The following is a 20,970-nucleotide window of genomic DNA, read 5'->3' as shown; positions in this document are numbered from 1 at the left end:
GGGACACGCAGCTCGTCCCGTGTACCGGCAAGAACGAGCCGCGTGCTTGGCAGGTGCGGCGCCGCAAGCGCCGCACCTGCTGAGAGCTACAGGTACATCCCGGTGCGGTGGTCGTCGGCGTCGCGGTTGCTCGGCTTGTCGCCCTCGCCGAAGAAGCGCTTGCCGCCGAACTCGCCGTGCAGCCGGTCGTCCAGCTCGTCGGCCAGGCCGGTCATCACCTGCACCGCGAGCATCAGGTGCGTGGGCTGGAAGTTGCGGCCCATGACCGGGATCGACGCCCAGACCGTGTCGTTGGTGCAGTAGAGCCGGCCGATCGGCATCCGGTTGGTCAGCTCGGACAGCTTGACGTACAGCTGCTCGGTCGGCTCGACCTCGGTCAGCACCGGCGAGAAGACGTCCACCAGGGGCGGGTTGTCGCGTACCCGGACGAACACCATCGCGGAGCCGGCCCGGATGCCGATGTCGCCGTCCGAGTCGACCTGAAGCTGGTCCGGCGCGCTCTTCATCAGCGCGCCGACCACCATCCGCACCTGCTCGTCCAGGTCGATCACGTCGCCGAGCCCGCTCTCGCGCACGCTCGCTGCCAGGTCGATGTCGGCCTCGTCGATCGCGCCCTCGGGCCGGGCGGTGCCGAGCGGGGGCACCGACAGCGGCGCGTCGTCGGCGTCGTGCACCAGATAGACCAGGAACGCGGGGTGCGGCGCCCCGTACACGTCGCGGAGCGTCCTGGAGATCGTGGCGGCGAGGCGGGTCGCGCCGGACACCGGCGCGCGCAGGCCGAAGGAGTCCCCGGAACCCTCCACGACCCCGGGCGGCGACCAGCCGAGCGCGACCAGGTCCGCGACCGCCGCGCGGTCCATCCGGAAGCCCGGCGGTAGCCCGGCGTTGCCGACGGCCAGCGCGTTGATCCGCCCCTCCTCGGCGACCCCGATGGTCACCGAGTAGATCGCGTCGCCGGTGCCCGACGCGGTCGGATCCAGGGTCAGTTCCAGCATCGCGCCGGGCGGCAGGGTCGGGAGGACGGCGGCCAGCGCCGCGGCGAACTCCCGCCACGCCTCGGTCACCTTGGCGCGCAGGTCAGCCGTTGACGGCTCATCGAGCAGGATCGAATCTTGCGGCTGCTCGGTGGGCTCGATGGCCTCGTTGTTCATGATCGCCTCCGTACGGTCAGCCACACCCTATCGAGCGACCGCACCGCGCTATCGTGCGAGCATGGCAAGGAAGCCGCCAAAAGACGACATCGGCGACCGCGACCTGCGGATCGAGCCCCCGGAGCGGTCCGCGGCCGGGCTGCCGGGGGTCACCCACGCGCTGGGCGCGAGCTTCGCGCAGATGGGGGTACGCCGTACCGCCCTCACCCTCTTGCGGATCAACCAGGCGAACGGCTTCGACTGTCCGGGCTGCGCCTGGCCCGAGCCGGCCCCCGGCGCGCGCTCGCACACCGAGTTCTGCGAGAACGGCGCCAAGGCGGTCGCCGAGGAAGCCACCCTGCGCCGGATCACGCCGGAGTTCTTCGCCGAGCACCCGATCTCCGCTCTGGCCGAGCAGTCCGACCACTGGCTCGGGCAGCAGGGCCGGCTCACCTCGCCGATGGTCCGCGCCCCCGGCGCCGACCACTACACCCCGATCTCGTGGGACGACGCGTTCGCGCTGACCGCCCGGCACCTGCGCGAGGCCGAGCCGGCGGAGTCGGTCTTCTACACCTCCGGCCGTACGTCCAACGAGGCCGCGTTCCTCTACCAACTGCTGGCCCGCGCGCACGGCACCAACAACCTGCCGGACTGCTCCAACATGTGCCACGAGTCGTCCGGTGTCGCGCTGACCGGCGCCATCGGGGTCGGCAAGGGCTCGGTCACCCTGGAGGACATCCACCGGGCCGCGCTGATCGTCGTGGTGGGCCAGAACCCCGGCACCAACCATCCGCGCATGCTCTCCGCCCTGGAGGAGGCCAAGCGCCGCGGCGCCAAGATCCTGGCGATCAACCCGCTGCCCGAGGCCGGACTGATCAATTTCCGCAACCCGCAGAAGCCGCGTGGCCTGGTCGGCAAGGGCACGCCGCTGGCCGACCGCTTCCTGCACATCCGGGTCGGCGGCGACCAGGCGCTCTTCCGCGCCATCGCCTCGCTGCTCGTCGAGTGGGGCGAGGTCGACCGGTCCTTTGTGGACCGCTACACGAGCGGTTTCGACGGCTACCGGGCCGTACTCCGTACCCTCGACTGGGCCGGCGTGGCGGCGGCGACCGGCCTGGCGCGCGAAGAGATCGTGGCGGCGGCCAAGATGTTCGCCGCCTCCGACGCGACGATCGTGTGCTGGGCGATGGGCCTGACCCAGCAGCGCGAGGCGGTCGCCACCATCCGCGAGCTCGTCAACGTGCAACTGCTGCGCGGCATGATCGGCCGGCCCGGCGCCGGCCTGTGCCCGGTCCGCGGCCACTCCAACGTCCAGGGCGACCGCACCATGGGCATCTGGCACGAGCCGCCGCGCTGGTCGGCCGCCGTCGGCGACCTGCTCGGCGTCGCCATGCCGACGACCACTGGGTACGACACGGTCGCTGCCCTCCGGGCGATGCGCGACGGACGGGTACGCGTCTTCATGGCGCTCGGCGGCAACTTCGCGGCCGCCACCCCGGACACGGCGGTGACCGAGGCGGCGCTGCGGTCCTGCGCGCTGACGGTGCACGTGTCCACGAAGCTCAACCGCTCGCACGTGGTCCCCGGCGAGACCTCGCTGATCCTGCCCTGCCTCGGGCGCACCGAGCGCGACCGGCAGCTCTCCGGCGAGCAGTTCGTCACCGTCGAGGACTCGATGTCCGCCGTGCACTCCTCGCGCGGCCGCCTGGCCCCGGCCGCCGAGACGCTGCTGTCCGAGGTGTCGATCGTGTCCCGGCTGGCCCGTGCGCTGGCGCCCGATTCGCCGATCCCCTGGGCCGAGTACGAGGCGGACTACCGGGCGATCCGCGACGTGATCGCGGCGACCGTGCCCGGTTTCGATGACTTCGAGGCCCGGGTGGCCCGTCCGGGCGGTTTCACGCTGCCGCACCCGCCGCGCGACCGGCTGGAGTTTCCGACCCCGTCCGGCAAGGCCCACTTCACCGCGGGGGCGCTGTCGCTGATCGAGGTGCCCGAGGGCCGGCTGCTGCTGCAGACCGTGCGCAGCCACGACCAGTACAACACCACGATCTACGGGATGGACGACCGTTACCGGGGCATCCACGCGGGTCGCCGGGTGGTCTTCGTCAACCCGGACGACCTCAAGGCCCTGGGCATCGCCGACGGCACGATGGTCGACCTGGTCTCGGAGTGGTCCGACGAGGTCGAGCGGCGGGCGCCGCGGTTCCGCGTGGTCGCCTACCCGTCGGCGCGCGGCTGCGCCGCCACGTACTTCCCCGAGGCCAACGTTCTCGTCCCGCTGGACTCCACCGCGACCGGCTCCAACACCCCGACCTCCAAGCAGATCATTATCCGCCTCGAACCGGCCTGACCTGCACATTCGCCTGCCGATTCAGCCTATTTCGGACGCCGAACGTACAGTTACTTTCCGTTAACAGAAAGTGAACAACCGCCCGGCCTAGCGTTTGCGCCGATTGGTGTATCGGCTGCGTCCTCGGGGCGGCGGGCTTAACGGTGAACCAGCCGGCGCAGCCCCTGCACTCCTCAGGGAGTTTTGGGGGATCGGTCATGTACCGATGGAGTCGCGCCGCGCTGGTCGCGGTGGTGGGCGGAGCAATGGTCCTCGCGCCCACGATGGCTGCGGCGAGTCACCCGGAGGTGAGCCTGCCCGGCAGCAACTTTGAGATCGACACCGACGCGAACCTCAAGGTCGACGACCCCGCGCCGTCGATCGACTGGGCGAGCGTCGCTGAGACCCGCAAGCAGGACACGGCCAGCGGCCCCACCGACGAGTCGTTCGGTCAAGGGTCCAAAGAGGACACCGCAGTGCCGTCGGTGGTCGATGGCAGCATTCCGCCCAACAAGAGCGACCTGAAGTTCTTCGGCGTGTACCAGGAGGGCACCACCGCGACCGGGTTCCTGAACCTGTTCTGGTCCCGGGTGCAGGACCCGCAGGGCACCACCAACATGGACTTCGAGTTCAACCAGAGCAGCACGCTCTCGTCGAACGGGGTGACCCCCGTGCGGACCGCTGGCGACCTGCTCATCATCTACGACCTGTCGCAGGGCGGCACCAACCCGCAGCTGTTCATCCGCCGCTGGACCGGCAGCGCGTGGGGACCGGCGACCGACCTGACCGCCTCGAACCTGGCCACCGGCTCGATCAACACCTCGAACATTCCGGCAGCCGACAGCGACGGGCTGGGCGGACAGAGCGCACGCACGTTCGGTGAGGCGCAGGTCAAGCTGTCGGCGCTGTTCCCCAACCCGAACGTGTGCGCCGGATTCGGCGCGGCGTACCTCAAGAGCCGCTCGTCCGACTCGTTCACCGCGGCGCTGAAGGACTTCGTGCCACCGGTGCCGGTCAACATCAGCAACTGCGGCTCCGTCAAGATCCTGAAGGTCGACGACGCCGGCACCAAGCTGGCCGGCGCCACGTTCCAGCTGTACGCGGACAACGCGCCGGTCGGCGGCAGCCGCGGCGCCGAGGACACCCTCGTCGCGGGCAAGTCCTGCACGACCACGCTGCCCACCGGCAGCTGCACGATCACCGCGGTCCTGCAGGGCGAATACTGGGTGGTCGAGACCGTGGTCCCGCCCGGCCATGAGGGCGCGGCTGACCAGCACGTAACGGTGACCGCGGACTCCACCGTCGAGCTCACGTTCGTCGACCCGCGCCAGCGCGGCGCCATCCTGGTCACCAAGCTGCGCAAGCACGTCGCGGACGGCGCCGGCGACCACCCGCACGCGGGCGTCGACTTCACCGTCAACGGTGTCACCAAGGCAACCGACGCGAACGGGCAGGCATGCTTCGACAACCTGCTCTTCGGCAGCTACACCGTGCACGAGACCACCCCGGCCAACTACCAGGGCGAGGCGGACAAGAACGTCACGGTGAACAACAGCGCCAGCTGTGCGGACACCCCGTACGCCGGCGAGACGGTGACGTTCACGAACACACCGCTCTCCAAGATCACAGTGTCGTTCGAGTCGCAGGTGCCGGGCGGTACCGCCGCCACGATCGCGTGCACCGGCCTGACCGCCACGCCACCCGATGGCACGCCGAGCGCCTTCGACGACACCAGTGAGACCTTCCAAGATCTCATCCCGGGCACGTACACCTGCACCGTGGTGATCGACCCGTAGCCCTTCGACCGTCGATCGTCAGGATCGACTGGACAGGGCGGTGAGACGGGCCGCGGCGTCGGCAGCGTCGGCGCCGCGGCCCACCGCGAGCCCCAACAGGTACGCCGTCACCGGGGCGGCCGGGCGCACCACGTTGTGCGCCACGTCGCGGGCGAGATCGAGGACGAGCGTGGTGGCCGCATCGCCCTCGTCCAGGCCCAGCTCGGCGCAGGCCGCCACGGTCCACTCGTCCAGCGTCATCGCGCCCACTTCTTCGCTCGCCGCAAATCTTCCTCGGTGTCGCAATCGAACCACGGCGGCGGCCCGCGGTCCTTCCAACGCGACTCCTGGACCGTCATCCCGTCCACGAGCTCCCGCATGGAGGCGCCGGCAAGCTCGCCGCGACGCTCGGCGAGGCGTTTGATCGCCTCGCGCAGCAGGAACACCCGCCACATGCCACACAGCAACTGCCGGCGGCCGTCCCCGTCGACGAACACCGCGCCGTCTTTTCCGGAGAACTCGACGTCGAGCTGGAGGAGTCCGAGCGCCATCCGGCTCATGAACGGAAGGTCGGCGGCGAGGACCGCCACGAAGTCCACCCACGGCTCGACGAGCGCGAGGCCGGCGGCGGTGGCCGCGACCGGGCCCCCACCGGGCGGATCCTCGACCGTGGTCAGGACGTCGGGAGGCACCTCCCCGACCGACCCGACCACGATGCGCTGGGTCGCGATGGTGGACGCGGCGAGCACCCGGTCGAGCATGCTCCGGCGGCCGACGAACAGCGCGGGCTTGTCGACGCCGCCCAGCCTGCGCCCCGCACCGCCCGCCAGCACGATCGCCGCGACGTTATCCATGGCTTCACCGTAACGCCGGAAACTCAGTGGTGCGCACCCGTAACACACCGTACCGTCATCGGTAGCTCAAGGGTTTGCCTTGCAGCCAAACCCAGGCTCCCACTCCCTCCCCTGCCAAGGGATCGGAGTGCAATCCGTCTGTCCACAGTAGACACTCGGCGTGCCGAGGGAGGTCGCCATGTCCACCTTCACCCACCCCGCGTCCGGCGACCACGACTGGCAGCGCCACCTCCTATCGCCTTAGATCGCGAGGGCGCTGGGCCGCGTGGTCAACACCTGGCGCACTGGGCATCGGCCCTCGATCCATGCGCGGCTCGTCGGGCAGATCCAGTCCGCGACACTCAGTGCGGACTCGTGCAGGTCCATGAGCGGGCGGTTGTAGATCGCCCGGCGAGAAGGAATCGCCAGAACCCCAGCGTCAGCTCGGCGACCACGCGGCCCGGCGTCTCGGACTGACCGGTCCGGGTAGCGCGTCTCCGCGCGTTCGCGATGTCCTGGCGTGCTTCGACGGTGAGGAGCTGGCCCGGGTCCAGGTACCAGAGGGGCTCATTGTGGTCGCTGATGGACCACAATGTGAGCTGATCATGCATTGCGTTTCGGAGCAGGATCTCGACATGGCCGAGCGTGGCCCAGAAGGCGGCCGACGCGTCGGCGTTCCACTCGTAGAGTTTGACCGCCTGGTGCACGTCGCCGCCGACGGCGATCCGGTACGGGGCGAGGCGTTCGGCAGACAGTCGTTGTTCGAGCGTGGTCAGTTCGGCGGGTGTCACCGGACCGCTCCCTGGTAACCTTGTCGGCGAAGACCCCGGTCGCCTCTGCTTCGGCAAGCCGCCGGGGTTTTGACTTGGGCAGGGTATGCCGCGCGTACGACGAGGTGTGGTCCCGCAAACACGGTGGCGCCGTAGCGCCAACGGGCCGGCACGTAACCCGCCCCGGCTCTCATAAGAGGGCCGGGGCGGTCTGTGCGGGAAGTGAGGCGTTAGACGCCGCGGGGAGCGACGGTGAGGCTGGTGAGGACGCTGCCACGGCCCAACTTGCCGATGAGCTTCGCCTGGCCGGAGTTCAGGTCCACCCAGTAGATCCGGCTGCCGCCCGAGCGGGAGAACGCCGCGATGGCGTCACCGTCGGCCGCGATGTCGAAGCCGCCCGCGCTGTCCACGTTCAGCTTCAGCTTGCCGGTGGTACGCAGGGTGCCGTCGTTCGGCGGGTTCTGCACGGCGAGCACGTCGAGGTTGGTGTCGACGTCGTACAGGGTCGTGCTGGCCGTGCCCACCCGGTTGTTGGTGTACGCGGCGTGCGCCACCTTGGGCTTGGACTTGGCGTTGCGGTCGTCGGCGGCGTACGCGAGGGCCTTGTCCACGCCGGCCACGGCGGCGGTGTCGGGGACGAGGCGGAGGTTCTGCCCGGTGGAGGTGACCACGCGCAGCCGGTCGACGGCGGGGTTGACGTCGAAGCCGACGCCGTTGCCGTATACGGCCGGGCTGAACGGGGTGCCCACCTTGGTGGCGGCCGCGGTCAGCGGGTTGACCGTGTAGATCTGGTTGGTGCTGCCGAGCACGTAGAGCTGGCCGTTGGCCGGCCGCACGTCGATGCCCAGCACCTTCTCGCCGGACGCCAGCCCGGTGATCGGCTGCTGCGAACGGATCTTCAGGCTGTCCCGGTCGAAGCTGACCAGGTCGTTCTTGGCCGTCGTGGCGTACACGGTCTGCGGGGCGCCGGCCGAGGCGGTGATGCCGACGACGTTCTTGGGCAGCTTCGCCTTCGAGGTCGCCTTGCCGCTGCGCAGGTCGATCCGGACCAGCCGGGTGTCGTCGCTGCCCTTGATCCGGACCGCGGCCAGCGCGGTGTAGTCCGACTCGTTGAACATCGCGCTCTTCGCGGCGCCCACGATGTCGAACCCGTCCAGGCCCACGACGTCGACGCCGAGCCGGCCGACCGGGAAGAGCTGGCCGGTGTTCGGCGAGACGACCGGGGTGACGCCGGGCTTGGAGCCCTGCAACACCAGGCTGTCCTTCTTGCTGTCGATGTCGTACAGGGCGGTCGAGGTCGCCCCGGCCACGCTGTTCGTGTAGCCGGCGGCCGTCACGCCCTGGCGGTTCAGGGCCGTGTCGACGCCCGCCACCGCACCGGTCGTCGGGTCGATGCGCAGGTTTTGGCCGGTGTCGCTGATGATGCGCAGCCGGTCGACGGTGGGGTTGAAGTCGACGCCGAACCGCTTGCCGGACAGCGCGGTGGCGAACGGGGTGCCGACCGGGCTGGCCATGCCGCTGATCGGGTCGATGACGTACAGGCGGCTGGTGCTGCCGACGGCGTACAGCTGGCCGTTGGCGGGCCGGGTGTCGATGCCGACCAGCTTCTCGCCAGACGCCAGGCCGGTGATGGCCACGTTGAGCTCCTGCTTGCCGGCGCCCAGCTTGTCGAACCGGTAGAGGCGGTTGTCCTGGGTGGCGACGAAGAGGTCACCGCGGTCGCCGTAGCCGTCGCCCGCCTTGCTCCTCGCCCCGGCCAGCTCGGTCGCCGGCTCGTCGTTGCCCGGGACCCACGTGCCGATCGAGACCATCCCGGTCGCGACCGCGACGATGGCCGCTCCGGCGAGCCCCGCGGTCAGTGCGGTCGCGGTCAGCGATACCCGCTTGACCGTTCCTTTCCTCGAACCCATCAGGTTCCTCCCTCAGTGCCCCGGCCGGACGGCCGGCTTCTACGAGGGCTTCGGAGGGACCTTCGTGCCTGATTGGGCGCCGATGTGGGAGTGGCACGAATTGGGGAGAGAAGATGGGCGACATGGGACGCGCGACGGATCGGCGTAAGGTGCTGCGGATCGACGCGGGCGGGCATCGGGCCGTCGAGCGGCGGGACACCCTCGCCGCCGAGGAACCGCTGGAGATCCGGGTCGGCCCGGCCGGACCGGGGCGGCGGCGCCCGCTGGCCGTGACCATGCGCACGCCCGGCGACGACCTGGACCTGGCGATCGGCTTCCTGCTCACCGAGGGCGTGATCCGGGCGGCCGACGACGTGGTGACCGCCCAGCTCTGCGCCGGCGCGGACAGTCCCAACACGTACAACGTGGTGGACGTGGTGCTGGCGGGGCACGTGCCGCCGCCGGAGACGGATCCGACCCGCAACTTCTACACCACCAGCTCCTGCGGCGTCTGCGGCAAGGCCAGCATCGACGCGGTGCGCACCCGGTCGCCGTACGACGTGGCCGGCGACCCCGTGGCGGTCGGCGCGGACGTGCTCGCCGCGCTCCCGGACCGGCTGCGCACCGCCCAGCGGGTCTTCGAGCGCACCGGCGGGCTGCACGCGGCCGGGCTCTTCACCCCGCAGGGCGAGCTGGTGGCGCTCCGCGAGGACGTGGGGCGGCACAACGCGGTCGACAAGCTGATCGGCTGGGCGGCCCGCGAGCAGCGCCTGCCCCTGCGCGGCCACGTGCTCCTGGTCTCCGGGCGGGCCAGCTTCGAGCTGACCCAGAAGGCGTGGATGGCCGGCCTGCCCCTGCTCGCGGCGGTCTCCGCGCCCAGCACGCTGGCGGCAGACCTGGCGGACGAGGCGGGCATGACGCTGGTCGGCTTTCTCCGCGGCGCCACGATGAACATCTACACGGCCAGCCATCGGGTCAAGCCTTAGCGCGGCGTGGGCGGCGGCGCGGCTTTCGCGCTCCCGGCCGCGACCGCCGCGACAACGGGAAATCGTCCATTATGGACGGCGGGACGCCGCGCCCGAGCACCTCGTCGAGCAGCTGCGCCATCGAGTACGTCGGGTCGGCGCGCCGGGCCCGCTCGACCGCGGCGTGGGCCAGCGCGCCCTGACCGGACCGCCAGGCGGCGAACGCGAGCAGGCACGCCGGCGCCGGCACCAGCTCGAACTCGGCCCGGCGCAACACGTCGATCCACAGCTCGACGTGCCAGTCGCCGGGCCCGAGCCGCTCCCACGCGAAGTCGCGGACCGGCAGGTGCACCAGCAGCACCGTCAGCCAGGCCACCTCGTCATCGGTGAGCCGGCCGCCCTCGCGGTGGCGCTGCATCGCCTCCCGTACGGCCGCCTCGCCGGCCCGGCGCAGCGCACGGCTGCCCAGCACGTCACCGGGGGTTGCGGTGGTGAGCAGGTCGGCGAGGCGTACGGCGGCGCGGTCGGTCGCCTGGCGCATCGACTCCCTGGTGAGGCCGCCGATCGGCGCGACCTGGCGGACGAGCGCCGCGCGGTCGGGCAGCGCGACCTGGCCCGCCATCGTGGCCGCGGCGGCGATCTCGCTGGCCGCCGGGTCGTACGGCATGCCGTCCGGGGAGCAGCAGTCCTGGTTTTCGCACATGTACGACCAGTAGCGGCCGTCGGCCACCCGCAGCGCCTCGACGACGTCGACCCGATGGTTCTCCAGCGCGGCGCTGAGCGCGATGATCGGATTGTGCACCCGCTCGGCGGCGCCGAATCCGATGACCGCCGCCGAGTCGACGCCCTGCCGCATGATGACCGAGGTCATGTACTCCACCGAGCCGGGCGGGCTGTCCAGGTCGCCGCGCGCGGCGAAGACGAGCTGTTTCGCCCGCAGTCCGACCACGACCACGCTGTCGCTGGGGTGGAAGCCGAGCAGGTACGGGACTGCGGAGATCAGCTCGGCGGGAGAGCGGAGGGAGAGCTTCGGCGTCATGCGGAGGAGCCTCGTGGTCGTCCACACCGCCTGGTACCCCCTGTGGATAACACGCCAAGTTATCCACAGCTACCGTGCGTATTTGCCCTGCTAGGACTTAAATCGAAGCTCGTGCATGTCAATGCCGTCCCGCCACTCGTGCTCGCGCCGGCCCAGATCGAGCGTGAGCTGCACGGCGGACAGCACGTCGTAGCCCGCCGCGTGCAGGCTCCGGATCGCGTCCACGTTGCGTGACTCGGGGAGATGGTCAGGTACGTGAGCCCGCGCCGCCGCGCCTCGGCGGCCACGTGCTCCAGCAGCGCCCGGCCGATCCCCTGCCCGCGCCGAGCCTCGGTGACGACCACCGGCTCGATCTCGCCCGCCCGACCCTTCATGATCAGGCCGACCAGGCCCACCACCCGTCCTCCCGTGGTCGGCCACCCACATGCCGGACAGGTCCAGCCTGGTCAGATAGTCCTCGAATGCCGCACCCGGGTCCGCGCCGCCGTAGCCCGGGTCCTCGTAGAGCGCCCGGTGCCGCTCGGCCAGCTCGACCCAGAGTCGCCGCCCGGCGCTATGGTCGCCCGGCCGGTACGACCGGATCGTCACCGCCATGACGTCATACTTACCCCTGTTCCGCCGGCTGTGACACCCACTTGGTAAGAGTGGTCGGTATGGACCTCGCGTACCTCCGGGCGCACCCCCAGCACCTCACTGCCTTCCTGACCCATCAACGGATCCGCGAGACACCGGTCCCCGGGGGAGCATCTGCACGGCCTCCCGCCTCACCCTGGACGACGGCACGTCCCTCTTCGCCAAAGCTTGGGGTGGGGAGGCGGACGGCGTACCAGCTGAATTTTTCGCTGCGGAGGCCGCTGGCCTGCGGTGGCTGCGCGCGGCGGACGCCGTGCCGGTGCCGGAGGTGATCGCCGCGCTGCCCGACCTGCTCGCGCTCGAATGGGTCGAACCGGGCGCGGCCTCCCCCGCCGCCGCCGAGCGCCTGGGCCGCGACCTCGCGGCGCTGCACCGGGCCGGCGCGGAGGCGTTCGGGGCGCAGTGGCGGGGCTTCATCGGCGCGCTGCCCGCTGACAACACGCCGTCGCCCGGCCCCTGGCCGGGCTGGTTCGCCGAGCGCCGCCTCCGGCCTTACCTGCGGATGTCCGCCGACAGCGGCGCACTCTCCGCGGACGACGTCGCGCTGGTCGAGCACGTCATCTCCCGGATCGAGGGGTACGGCGGAAGCGAGCCGCCCGCCCGGATCCACGGCGACCTGTGGCCCGGCAACGTGCTGTGGGGAGCGGACGGGCGGGCGTGGCTGGTGGATCCGGCGGCGCACGGTGGCCACCGGGAGACGGACCTGGCCCAGCTGGCGCTCTTCGGCGGGGTGCCGCACGGAGACCGGTTGCTGGCCGCCTACCGCGAGGAGTGGCCGCTGTCCGACGGCTGGCGCGAGCGCGTGCCGCTGCACCAGTTGCACCTGATGCTCGTGCACACGGCACTGTTCGGCGGTGCCTACCGGGACGCGGTCCGCACAACGGCCGGTGCCGCGTTGCGGGCGTGACGGGGTAACGTCAAGTGGTGACCTCCGCGGGGCTCGTTGACCGGTACGGGCGGGTGGCGACCGACCTGCGGGTCTCGCTCACCGACCGGTGCAACCTGCGCTGTTCGTACTGCATGCCGCCCGAGGGCCTGCCCTGGCTGCCCAACTCCGACGTGCTGACCGACGACGAGATCATCCGGCTGGTCCGGATCGCGGTCGAGCGGCTCGGGGTGCGGGAGGTGCGGTTCACCGGGGGTGAGCCGCTGATCCGGCCCGGCCTGACGAAGATCGTCGCGGCCTCCGCCGAGCTGGCGCCGCGGCCGCAGCTCTCCCTGACCACCAACGGGATCGGCCTGGACAAGCTAGCCCGCTCGCTGCGCGCGGCCGGGCTGGACCGGGTGAACGTCTCGCTGGACACGCTCGACGCCGACCGGTTCGAGCGGCTGACGCACCGGCGGCGCCTGCCCGACGTACTGGCCGGGCTGGTCGCCGCGGGAGCCACCGGACTGCACCCCGTAAAGATCAACTCTGTGCTCATGCGGGGCGTCAACGACGACGAGGCGCCCGCGCTGCTGCGCTTCGCCCTGGCGGCCGGATACGAGCTGCGCTTCATCGAGCAGATGCCGCTGGACGCCCAGCACGCCTGGGACCGCACCAAAATGATCACCGCGGCGGAGATCCTGGCGTCGCTGCAGGCCGAGTTCACGCTGCAGGCCGACCCGGCCGAGCGCGGCGGAGCGCCGGCCGAGACGTGGCTGGTGGCCGGCTGGACCGCGCCGGACGGCGAGCCCGCGAAGGTCGGCGTGATCGGCAGCGTGACCCGCCCGTTCTGCGGTGACTGCGACCGCACCCGGCTGACCGCCGACGGCCAGGTACGCGCGTGCCTGTTCGCCACCGAGGAGTCCGACCTGCGGGGCGCCCTGCGCGGCGGCGCCGACGACGAGGAGATCGCCCGACGCTGGCGGGCCGCGATGTGGACCAAGCGCGCCGGCCACGGCATCGACAACCCCGCCTTCCTCCAGCCCGCCCGCCCCATGAGCGCGATCGGCGGCTGAGGTGATCACTGTGCGGTACTTCGCGGGGGCGCGCGCCGCGGCGGGCGTGCCCGAGGAGACCGCGCCGAGCGGGCTGTCGCTCGAAGACCTGGCGGCTCACCTCACGGCCGCGCACGGGGATCGGCTGGGTACGGTGCTCAAGGCGGCCAGCTACCTGGTCGACGGGGTTGCCTGCCACGACCGCCAGCAGGCCCTGCCCGGCGGAGTGACCATCGACGTACTGCCACCGTTCGCCGGAGGGTAAAACTTGCTCGGGTTCATCCTGTTCGCCTTCGGCATGATCGCGCTCATCCACCTGTACCTGTGGAAGCGGCTGGTACGCGACACCACCCGGAAGGGCCGCTGGCGCCGGGCCGGCACCGTCGCCGCGATCGCGCTGGCCGTACTGCTGCCGGTCACGCTCGTCGGCACCCGGATGGGACAGTGGTGGCTGGCGTGGCCCGGCTACATGTGGCTGGCCGTCATGTTCTACCTGATCGTCATGCTGGTGCTGCTCGAGCTGCCGATGCTGGTGGCCAAGCTGTGGCTGCGGCGGCGTAACCCCACCCACACCTCCGCGCTGGTCGGCGTAGGCGTAGGCGTTGATCAGGGAGCTCCTCCCGCGGCGCACCACGACACGCCAGAGCAGCTCCCTGATCAACCGGGTACGCGGGGAGCCGATCTCGACCGGCGGCTGCTGCTGGCGCGCGGGGCGGCGATCTTCGCGGGGCTCACCGCGGTGGGGGTCTCCGGGTACGGGATACGCAGCGCGCTCGGGGCGCCGCAGCTCGACCGGGTCACCATCCCGCTGGCCAAGCTGCCGCGCACGATGGACGGCCTGCGCATCGCGCTGGTGTCCGACATCCACCTCGGTCCGCTGCGCGGGCGCAGCCACACCGAGCGGATCGTCAACATGATCAACGGGATGGACGCCGACATCGTGGCCGTGGTCGGCGACCTGGTTGACGGCTCGGTCGAAGAGCTTGGCGTGGCCGCCGCCCCGCTGCGCGACCTGCGGGCCAAGCGGGGCAGCTACTTCGTGACCGGCAACCATGAATACTTCTCGGGCTACGCCGAGTGGGTCGACGAGGTGGCCCGGCTTGGCCTGCGGCCGCTGCGCAACGAGCGCCTGGAGATCGACGGCCTCGACCTCGCCGGGGTCAACGACGTCGTCGGCGAGGATTACGACGACGGGCCGGACTTCGCCAAGACCTTCGACGGGCGGGACACCAGCCGGCCGGTCGTGCTGCTGGCACACCAGCCGGTGCAGGCGCACGATGCCGCCAAGCACGGCGTCGACCTCCAACTGTCCGGGCACACGCACGGCGGCCAGATGGTCCCGTTCAGCCTGCTCGTCGCGCTCGAACAGCCGGTCCTGTCCGGACTGGGCACGGTGGACGGCACGAAGGTGTACGTCACCAACGGCGCCGGCTTCTGGGGACCGCCGGTACGCGTGGGCGCACCCCCACAGGTCACCCTGGTGGAGCTCCGCGCCGCGACCTAACCGCAGCGGCTAGAGGTCGTCGAGATCCACCGGTCGGAGCGTCGTTCTCGTGGCGGTGTAGATGAACGGACCTGGTTTGAGCAGAAGCTGCTCGATCGACCGCCACTGGCACATGAGGACCTCGAGTTGGTCGAACGTGCTCCGGGCCTCCACGCCGGAGAGCGCGACCATCCGGGCGCCATGCTGGCGAACAGCCGCGATCTCCTGCCGATGGTCCTGGATGTGTCGATCACGCGTGATGATAAGCCAGCCTTGGCGGGTGGCCTCCGGAATCCATATCGGGTCGGGCGTCGCTGGTGTAGTAACCGAACAGGATGGACGTCTGCGTTTGTGTATGACCGCGCCGGTGTCGCCCGGGTAGGTGATGTCAGAGCGCAGGCCCGCCAACACGTGGCCCACGCCGAGGATGTCGGCGTCGACGTAGATGCGGACCTCTGCGGGCTTGACCCGGCTCACGCCGCGCGCTTTGCGCTCTTGGCGTTCTCATATGCGAGCGCCCAGCGCACGTCCGCTACGTCTAGCCCGTACACCTGCGCGATCTGGTCGGTTTCCTCACCGACCTCGGCCTGCTCCCAGATCGCCTCGGTGCTGATCCCCTTGATCGCCGGCCGGCCAAAGCGCACGTCCGGCTCGATGCGCACGGGAGAATCCGGGTTGGGGTCGGGCCGATACCGGATCGCTATGTCACCGTCCCACTCGATCCGCTCCACGAACGCCTGGCCCGGCGGCGTGAGCAAGAGTTGGCCGTTGACCACCGATACCAGGCAGAATTCGGCACCGAGCTGGACGGCGCTCTGCGCGTCGAACACGAGTTGGCGGCCAGAAACCAGTGGGCGCCGGTCCGCCAGGGGATACGGAACGCCGAACTGATCCCGCAACTGGTCGATGAAGGCCCGCAGTTCGACCATCGGGACATTGCGGTTGCGATACTGCAGCAGCCACCCCGCCTCTACGAACTCTGCCCAGGTGACGATGCGTGTCCTGCGCGGCTCCGGCCGGATCACCGGTCGGTACCTCCGCCCTCGACGTTCGCCGCCTTCGAGCCAGTAGTGCAGCGTCGACTGCGGGACGCCGAGCAGCCTGGCTGCCTCCGCCTCGGAGTACATCTCCCGGTCCAACACGCTCACCACGCCGCAAGTGTCGCACCACGCTGACGGTGGCGCGGGGCATTAAGGCGCTGGTGCTGGTCGGCTGAACAGCCGAAAGTGTCGGGCGGGTTGGCATCGTGCATCTCACGCTCGCGCGTGGCGCCGCACCTGAACCAAGGTGGGCATGGCACTATGCGGCGTGCCTCCGTTCAGCGTTGCACCTCAGGGCAGCTCGACCGGCGAACCGTACGTCGCGGATCTGCACATCCACTCCAAGTACTCCCGCGCCTGCAGCCGTGACCTGAACATGCCCAACCTCGCCTGGTGGGCCCGGCGCAAGGGCGTGAGCGTACTGGGCACCGGCGACTTCACCCACCCCGCCTGGTACGACCACCTGCGCGAGACGCTGCACCCCGCCGAGCCGGGCCTCTACCGGCTCAGCCCCGAGGACGAGCGCGACATCGCCCGCAAGCTTCCGCCCCGGCTGGCCAGCGCCGCCGAGGCCAACCCGGTCCGGTTCATGCTCAGCGTGGAGATCTCCACGATCTACAAGCGCGACGACCGTACCCGCAAGGTGCACCATCTCATCTACCTGCCGGACCTCGACGCGGTGGCCCGCTTCAACACCGCGCTGGGCCGGATCGGCAACCTCGGCGCGGACGGCCGGCCCATCCTCGGGCTCGACTCGCGCGACCTGCTGGAAATCACGCTGGAGGCCAGTCCGGACGGATACCTCGTACCGGCACACATCTGGACGCCCTGGTTCTCCGCGCTGGGCTCGAAGTCGGGCTTCGACGCGATCGCCGACTGCTACGCGGACCTGGCCGACCACATCTTCGCCGTGGAGACCGGGCTCTCCTCCGACCCGGAGATGAACGGGCGGGTGTCCAGCCTGGACCGCTACCAGCTGGTGTCCAACTCGGACGCGCACTCGCCGCCGGCCCTCGCGCGCGAGGCGACCGTGCTCACCGCGCCGCTGGACTACTACGCGATCCGCGAGGCGCTGCGCACCGGCGACGGGCTGCACGGCACCATCGAGTTCTTCCCGGAGGAGGGCAAGTATCACGCCGACGGCCACCGCGCCTGCGGCGTCAACTGGCAGCCCGACCAGACCCGCGCCGCCGGCGGCCGCTGCCCCGAGTGCGGAAAACCGCTGACCGTGGGCGTGCTCAGCCGGGTGGAAGACCTCGCCGACCGCGAGGAGCCGCGCGCCGGCGCCAAGCAGGTCACCCATCTGCTGTCGCTGCCGCAGATCGTCGGCGAGATCCACGGCGTCGGGCCGCGGTCCAAGACCGTCGACGGCCACGTCAACACGCTGGTCGCGGCGCTCGGCCCGGAGCTGGAGATCCTCACCCGCACGCCGCTGGCCGACATCGGCCAGGCCGGCGGCGAACTGCTCGCCGAGGCCGTCGGGCGCCTTCGCCGCGGTCAGGTGCGGCGCCTTCCGGGGTACGACGGGGAGTACGGCGTCATTACCGTCTTCCAGCCCGGCGAGCTGCCCCGCGGGGGCCACGGTCACCAGGCGGACGCGCTTTTCGACGTACCCGTGCCGGCGCAGCGACGCCCCGCGGAGTCGGCGCCGAAGAAGAAGGTCGAAGCCCGGCGTCCCGCCGCGAAAGCGGCGCCGCCCATTCCCCCGCCGCCGTCCCCGCACGAGCCGTTCGAGCCGATGCTGTCCGGGATGGAGGAGGTCGGCACCGGCCTGCTGGACCGGCTGGACGCGCTGCAGCGGGTGGCCGCGTCGGCGCCAGGAGGCCCGCTGCTGATCGTCGCCGGTCCGGGCACCGGCAAGACGCGCACGCTGACGCACCGGATCGCGTACCTGTGCGCGGAGCTCAACGTCTACCCCGAGCACTGCCTGGCGATCACCTTCACCCGGCGGGCGGCCGAAGAGCTGCGCGAACGGCTCGACGGACTCCTCGGGCCCGTCGCCGAGGACGTCACGGTCGCCACGTTCCACTCGCTCGGCCTGTCGATCCTGCGCGACCACGCGGCGGCCGCCGGCCTGGCGGACGGCTTCGGGATCGCCGACGACGCCCAGCGCGCGGAGGCCAAGACCGAGGCCGGCGAGGACCGGGACGCGTACGTCAAGCTGCTGCGCCAGCAGAACCTCGTCGACCTCGACGAGCTCGTCGAGCTGCCGGTGGCGCTGCTGCGCGACGACCCCGAGCTGGTCGAGCGCTACCGGGACCGGTGGCGGTGGATCTTCGTGGACGAGTACCAGGACGTGGACGCCGTCCAGTACGAGTTGCTGCGCCTGCTCAGCCCGCCGGACGGCAACCTGTGCGCGATCGGCGACCCGGACCAGGCGATCTACTCGTTCCGCGGCGCGGACGTGACGTACTTCATGCGCTTCTCGCAGGACTTCACCGACGCCCGGCTGGTCCGGCTGACCCGCAACTACCGCTCCGCCGCGCCGATCGTGGCGACCGCGGTGCAGGCGATCGCGCCGTCGACGCTGGTGCGGGGCCGGCGCCTCGACCCGGCCCGGCTCGACCCGGAGGCGGCCCTGGTCGGCCTGTACGCCGCGGGGTCCGCCGCCGACGAGGCCGACTTCGTCCGGCGTACGGTCGACGATCTGGTCGGCGGCGTGTCCCACCGCTCCCTCGACTCGGGGCGGATCGACGGGCGGTCCTCGACCGTGTCGTTCTCCGACGTCGCGGTGCTCTACCGCACCGACGCACAGGCCGCCGCGATCGTCGACGCGCTTTCCCGCGCGGGCATCCCGGTGCAGAAGCGGTCGCACAACCGGCTCCGCGACCGCCCGGGCGTCGGCGCGATCGCCCGGGAGCTGCGGCACGCCGACGGGCTGGGCGGTTCACTGGCCGCTCGGGTACGCCTGGCCGGCCAGGTGCTGGCGCAGCGGTTCACCGCGCCGACGCTGGACGCGGCCCCGACCGTCACCCCCGAAGACGTGTGGGCCGCCGTGGAGGTACTGACCCCGCTCGCCCAGCGGTGCGGCGACGACCTGCCGCTCTTCCTCTCCCAACTGGCGACCGGGGCCGAGGTCGACGCGCTCGACCCGCGGGCCGAGGCGGTCACCCTGCTCACCCTGCACGCCGCCAAGGGCCTGGAGTTTCCGGTCGTCTTCCTGGTCGGCTGCGAGGACGGGCTGCTCCCGCTGCGGTTCCCGGGCAAGCCGGCCACGGACGACGAGCTCGCCGAGGAGCGCCGGCTCTTCTTCGTCGGCCTCACCCGGGCCCAGGATCGCCTGTACGTGAGCCACGCGGCACGCCGTACCCGATTCGGCACGGAGCGTGACTGCCGGCCGACACAGTTCCTGGACGCGATCGACGCCGGCCTCTTCGAGCGGCTCGGCGACGCCGGCCCGCGCAAGCCGAAGGACCGCCAGCTTCGGCTGTTGTAGGGCGTGTCTGGTGGATCTTGTGGGTGCGAGGCGAGGTCCAGGCGGCGTCCGGTGCCGCCGGTCGTCGTCTGGACCCGCCGCAGCCCCACAAAGATCCGCCAGACACGCCCTACGGCGAAACTGTCAGCTATTTGACCACCACGAACGCCCTGGAGGGTTCACACTCCGGTGCGTGGCTATCACCGTCATCGCGGTCGCGGAGGGGACACTCGTCCGCGCCGGCATGGCGTCCGTCCTCGGTGGGCAGAGCGACCTCCAGCTTGGAGGTGTGGCCGCGGACATCGGGGAGGCGCGGCTACTGATCGAGCGCCTGCGCCCGGCGGTCGTCCTCCTTGACATCCACGTCGGTGGCGACGCGGTGGGGTACGGGGCCTGGCTCCGTCAGAACCACCCCCACCCGGGCGTCGTGCTGGTCGGCGCCGACGACGACCACCTGCTCTTCCGCGCCCTCGACGCCGGCCTTTCCGCGTACGTCCCGCAGACCGCTCCGGTGAACGTGCTGCTCGCGGCTGTCCGGTACGCGGCGGCGGCCCCGTCGTCGTTCACCGCGCCACAGATCGCCGCCGCGATGGCGCGACGCCGGCGCGGCCAAACCGCCGCGTTGAGCCCACGCGAACGGGACGTCCTGCGCCTGATCGGCGACGGCGTACCCACGTCCGCGATCGCGCTGACGCTCCAGGTCAGCGACTCGACGGTCAAGACGTACCTGGCTCGGCTGTACGACAAGCTGGGCGTGCACGGCCGCAGCCAGGCCGTACTCGTCGCTGCGGAGCGTGGCCTGCTCGACTAAAAGACGGTGTCGATGAGGCGCAGCACGCCGGGGCCGAGCACGATGATGAAGAGCGCGGGGAACAGGCAGAAAACCAGCGGGAAGAGCACCTTGACCGGCACCTTCCGAGCCTTCTCCTCGGCCCGCTGCCGGCGGCGTACCCGCATCTCGCTCGCCTGCTCGCGCAGCACGGTCGCGATGGGGATGCCCAGCTCGGTCGCCTGCACCACCGCCACGGAGATGGTGCGTAGCTCGGGCACGGTGGTCCGGTGGGCCAGCGAGCGCATCGCGTCCGCCCGGCGCTTGCCCATCTGCATCTCGTGCAGCGCCCGCGCGATCTCCCGGCCCAGCGGCCCGCCCACGCCGCCCGCCACCTGGGCGAGCGCCGCGTCGAAGCCGAGGCCGGCCTCAACACAGAGGGTGAGCATGTCGAGGGCGTCGGGCAGCGCGTCGCGGATCTTTTGCTGGCGCCGCTGGCCGAGATCGAAGATCACACCGACCGGCAACCACAGTCCCACCAGCGCGCCGCCCACCAGGCCGAGCAGGATGCCCACCGCGAGCGGGTACTCCAGCGCGAACGCCAAGCCGAGGCCGCCGAGCGCGCCCGCCGCGCCGAGCACGACCAGCCCCACGCCCTGCGCCTCCATGATCCGGGCCGCGGGCCACGCCTGCGGGTTGCCCGCGTAGTCCAGCCAGCGCTGCAGCCGCGCCGCCGCGCCGGACGGCGTCAACGCGCGGGCGAGCGCGGTGAGCACACCGGCGAGGGGCCGCAGCGCCCGCTCGGTCAGCGACTCGGCCCGCGCCGGCACGCCCGTGGAGTAGATCTGGTCGATGTCGGCCAGCGCGCGGGCCACCCCGCTGCGGCCGGTGCTGCCGAACGCGAGGGTGAGCAGCGCCGTGACCAGGCCGAGGAAGACCGCGCACAGCCCGACGGCGAGTACGACGAAGTCGATGTCCAC

The 20,970-nt window shown here is 71.3% G+C and carries 18 protein-coding genes and 1 pseudogene; 9 read left to right on the top strand and 10 right to left on the bottom strand.

What is annotated here, in order from left to right; genetic code table 11:
* Positions 1-86: 86 nt before the first annotated feature.
* Entirely contained in the window at positions 87-1,151 is a 1,065-nt protein-coding gene (locus tag Prum_RS20215) for a T3SS (YopN, CesT) and YbjN peptide-binding chaperone 1 (protein WP_173077935.1), read from the bottom strand.
* Between the two features lie 61 nt (positions 1,152-1,212).
* Between Prum_RS20215 and Prum_RS20210 the strand changes: the two genes are divergently transcribed.
* Both Prum_RS20210 and Prum_RS20205 read left to right on the top strand, forming a co-directional pair.
* Complete coding sequence (locus Prum_RS20210; protein ID WP_173077934.1) at positions 1,213-3,480, top strand: FdhF/YdeP family oxidoreductase; 2,268 nt, start codon at positions 1,213-1,215, stop codon at positions 3,478-3,480.
* Between the two features lie 197 nt (positions 3,481-3,677).
* Positions 3,678-5,255 (top strand): MSCRAMM family protein, encoded by a 1,578-nt coding sequence (locus tag Prum_RS20205; protein WP_173077933.1) that lies wholly within the window; start codon positions 3,678-3,680, stop codon positions 5,253-5,255.
* 18 nt (positions 5,256-5,273) lie between these two features.
* Here Prum_RS20205 and Prum_RS20200 read toward each other — a convergent pair whose 3' ends face one another.
* The 4 genes from Prum_RS20200 to Prum_RS20185 form a co-directional block, all read right to left on the bottom strand.
* On the bottom strand, positions 5,274-5,495 hold the full coding sequence (locus tag Prum_RS20200) for a DUF6457 domain-containing protein (protein ID WP_173077932.1): 222 nt from the start codon (positions 5,493-5,495) through the stop codon (positions 5,274-5,276).
* On the bottom strand, positions 5,492-6,088 hold the full coding sequence (gene mobA / locus Prum_RS20195; RefSeq protein ID WP_173077931.1) for a molybdenum cofactor guanylyltransferase: 597 nt from the start codon (positions 6,086-6,088) through the stop codon (positions 5,492-5,494). The genes Prum_RS20200 and mobA overlap by 4 nt, the downstream gene beginning before the upstream one ends.
* Positions 6,089-6,429: 341 nt before the next feature.
* Entirely contained in the window at positions 6,430-6,858 is a 429-nt protein-coding gene (locus Prum_RS20190) for a hypothetical protein (RefSeq protein WP_218577298.1), read from the bottom strand.
* Positions 6,859-7,067: 209 nt separating this feature from the next.
* Positions 7,068-8,747: a DUF4394 domain-containing protein gene (locus Prum_RS20185; RefSeq protein WP_173077930.1), complete on the bottom strand. Its 1,680-nt coding sequence runs from the start codon at positions 8,745-8,747 to the stop codon at positions 7,068-7,070.
* Between the two features lie 122 nt (positions 8,748-8,869).
* Here Prum_RS20185 and fdhD point away from each other — a divergent pair, with 122 nt between their 5' ends.
* A complete protein-coding gene (fdhD, locus tag Prum_RS20180; RefSeq protein ID WP_173077929.1) occupies positions 8,870-9,712 on the top strand; it encodes a formate dehydrogenase accessory sulfurtransferase FdhD in 843 nt (280 codons plus the stop codon).
* Here the strand turns inward: fdhD and Prum_RS20175 are convergent.
* Both Prum_RS20175 and Prum_RS51700 read right to left on the bottom strand, forming a co-directional pair.
* Positions 9,702-10,730, bottom strand: a complete 1,029-nt coding sequence (locus Prum_RS20175; protein ID WP_173077928.1) for a DUF4192 domain-containing protein — start codon at positions 10,728-10,730, stop codon at positions 9,702-9,704. The genes fdhD and Prum_RS20175 overlap by 11 nt on opposite strands.
* Before the next feature lie 59 nt (positions 10,731-10,789).
* On the bottom strand, positions 10,790-11,104 hold the full coding sequence (locus tag Prum_RS51700) for a GNAT family N-acetyltransferase (RefSeq protein WP_246278593.1): 315 nt from the start codon (positions 11,102-11,104) through the stop codon (positions 10,790-10,792).
* 279 nt (positions 11,105-11,383) lie between these two features.
* Here Prum_RS51700 and Prum_RS20165 point away from each other — a divergent pair.
* The 4 genes and pseudogenes from Prum_RS20165 to Prum_RS20150 all read left to right on the top strand — a co-directional run bounded on the left by Prum_RS20165 (position 11,384) and on the right by Prum_RS20150 (position 14,787).
* Positions 11,384-12,270: pseudogene (locus Prum_RS20165) on the top strand (fructosamine kinase family protein).
* Positions 12,271-12,287: 17 nt separating this feature from the next.
* Positions 12,288-13,304 carry a GTP 3',8-cyclase MoaA gene (gene moaA / locus Prum_RS20160; RefSeq protein ID WP_246277991.1) on the top strand — a complete coding sequence of 339 codons (1,017 nt, stop codon included), beginning with the start codon at positions 12,288-12,290 and terminating at the stop codon, positions 13,302-13,304.
* 1 nt (position 13,305) lies between these two features.
* The gene (locus Prum_RS20155; RefSeq protein WP_173077926.1) at positions 13,306-13,548 is read left to right on the top strand and encodes a MoaD/ThiS family protein; all 243 of its coding nucleotides are present in this window, start codon (positions 13,306-13,308) and stop codon (positions 13,546-13,548) included.
* Positions 13,549-13,581: 33 nt separating this feature from the next.
* Positions 13,582-14,787: a metallophosphoesterase gene (locus Prum_RS20150; RefSeq protein WP_173083926.1), complete on the top strand. Its 1,206-nt coding sequence runs from the start codon at positions 13,582-13,584 to the stop codon at positions 14,785-14,787.
* A gap of 9 nt (positions 14,788-14,796) precedes the next feature.
* Here the strand turns inward: Prum_RS20150 and Prum_RS20145 are convergent, their stop codons facing one another.
* Both Prum_RS20145 and Prum_RS20140 read right to left on the bottom strand, forming a co-directional pair.
* Positions 14,797-15,243: a PIN-like domain-containing protein gene (locus Prum_RS20145; RefSeq protein ID WP_173077925.1), complete on the bottom strand. Its 447-nt coding sequence runs from the start codon at positions 15,241-15,243 to the stop codon at positions 14,797-14,799.
* Complete coding sequence (locus Prum_RS20140) at positions 15,240-15,917, bottom strand: DUF433 domain-containing protein (protein WP_173077924.1); 678 nt, start codon at positions 15,915-15,917, stop codon at positions 15,240-15,242. Before Prum_RS20140 ends, Prum_RS20145 begins: the two co-directional genes overlap by 4 nt.
* Positions 15,918-16,074: 157 nt before the next feature.
* On the opposite strand from Prum_RS20140, the gene Prum_RS20135 reads away from it, so the two are divergent.
* Together Prum_RS20135 and Prum_RS20130 are read left to right on the top strand one after the other, a co-directional pair.
* Positions 16,075-19,242, top strand: a complete 3,168-nt coding sequence (locus Prum_RS20135; protein WP_246277990.1) for a UvrD-helicase domain-containing protein — start codon at positions 16,075-16,077, stop codon at positions 19,240-19,242.
* Between the two features lie 172 nt (positions 19,243-19,414).
* The gene (locus tag Prum_RS20130; RefSeq protein WP_173077922.1) at positions 19,415-20,032 is read left to right on the top strand and encodes a response regulator transcription factor; all 618 of its coding nucleotides are present in this window, start codon (positions 19,415-19,417) and stop codon (positions 20,030-20,032) included.
* Here the strand turns inward: Prum_RS20130 and Prum_RS20125 are convergent.
* Positions 20,029-20,970 carry a type II secretion system F family protein gene (locus Prum_RS20125; protein ID WP_173077921.1) on the bottom strand — a complete coding sequence of 314 codons (942 nt, stop codon included), beginning with the start codon at positions 20,968-20,970 and terminating at the stop codon, positions 20,029-20,031. The genes Prum_RS20130 and Prum_RS20125 overlap by 4 nt on opposite strands.

It is taken from the genome of Phytohabitans rumicis (assembly GCF_011764445.1).
GTDB classification, from domain to species: domain Bacteria; phylum Actinomycetota; class Actinomycetes; order Mycobacteriales; family Micromonosporaceae; genus Phytohabitans; species Phytohabitans rumicis.
The sequence above is the reverse complement of the archived record's forward strand: the minus strand, read 5'-3'. Positions and strand labels throughout refer to the sequence as shown.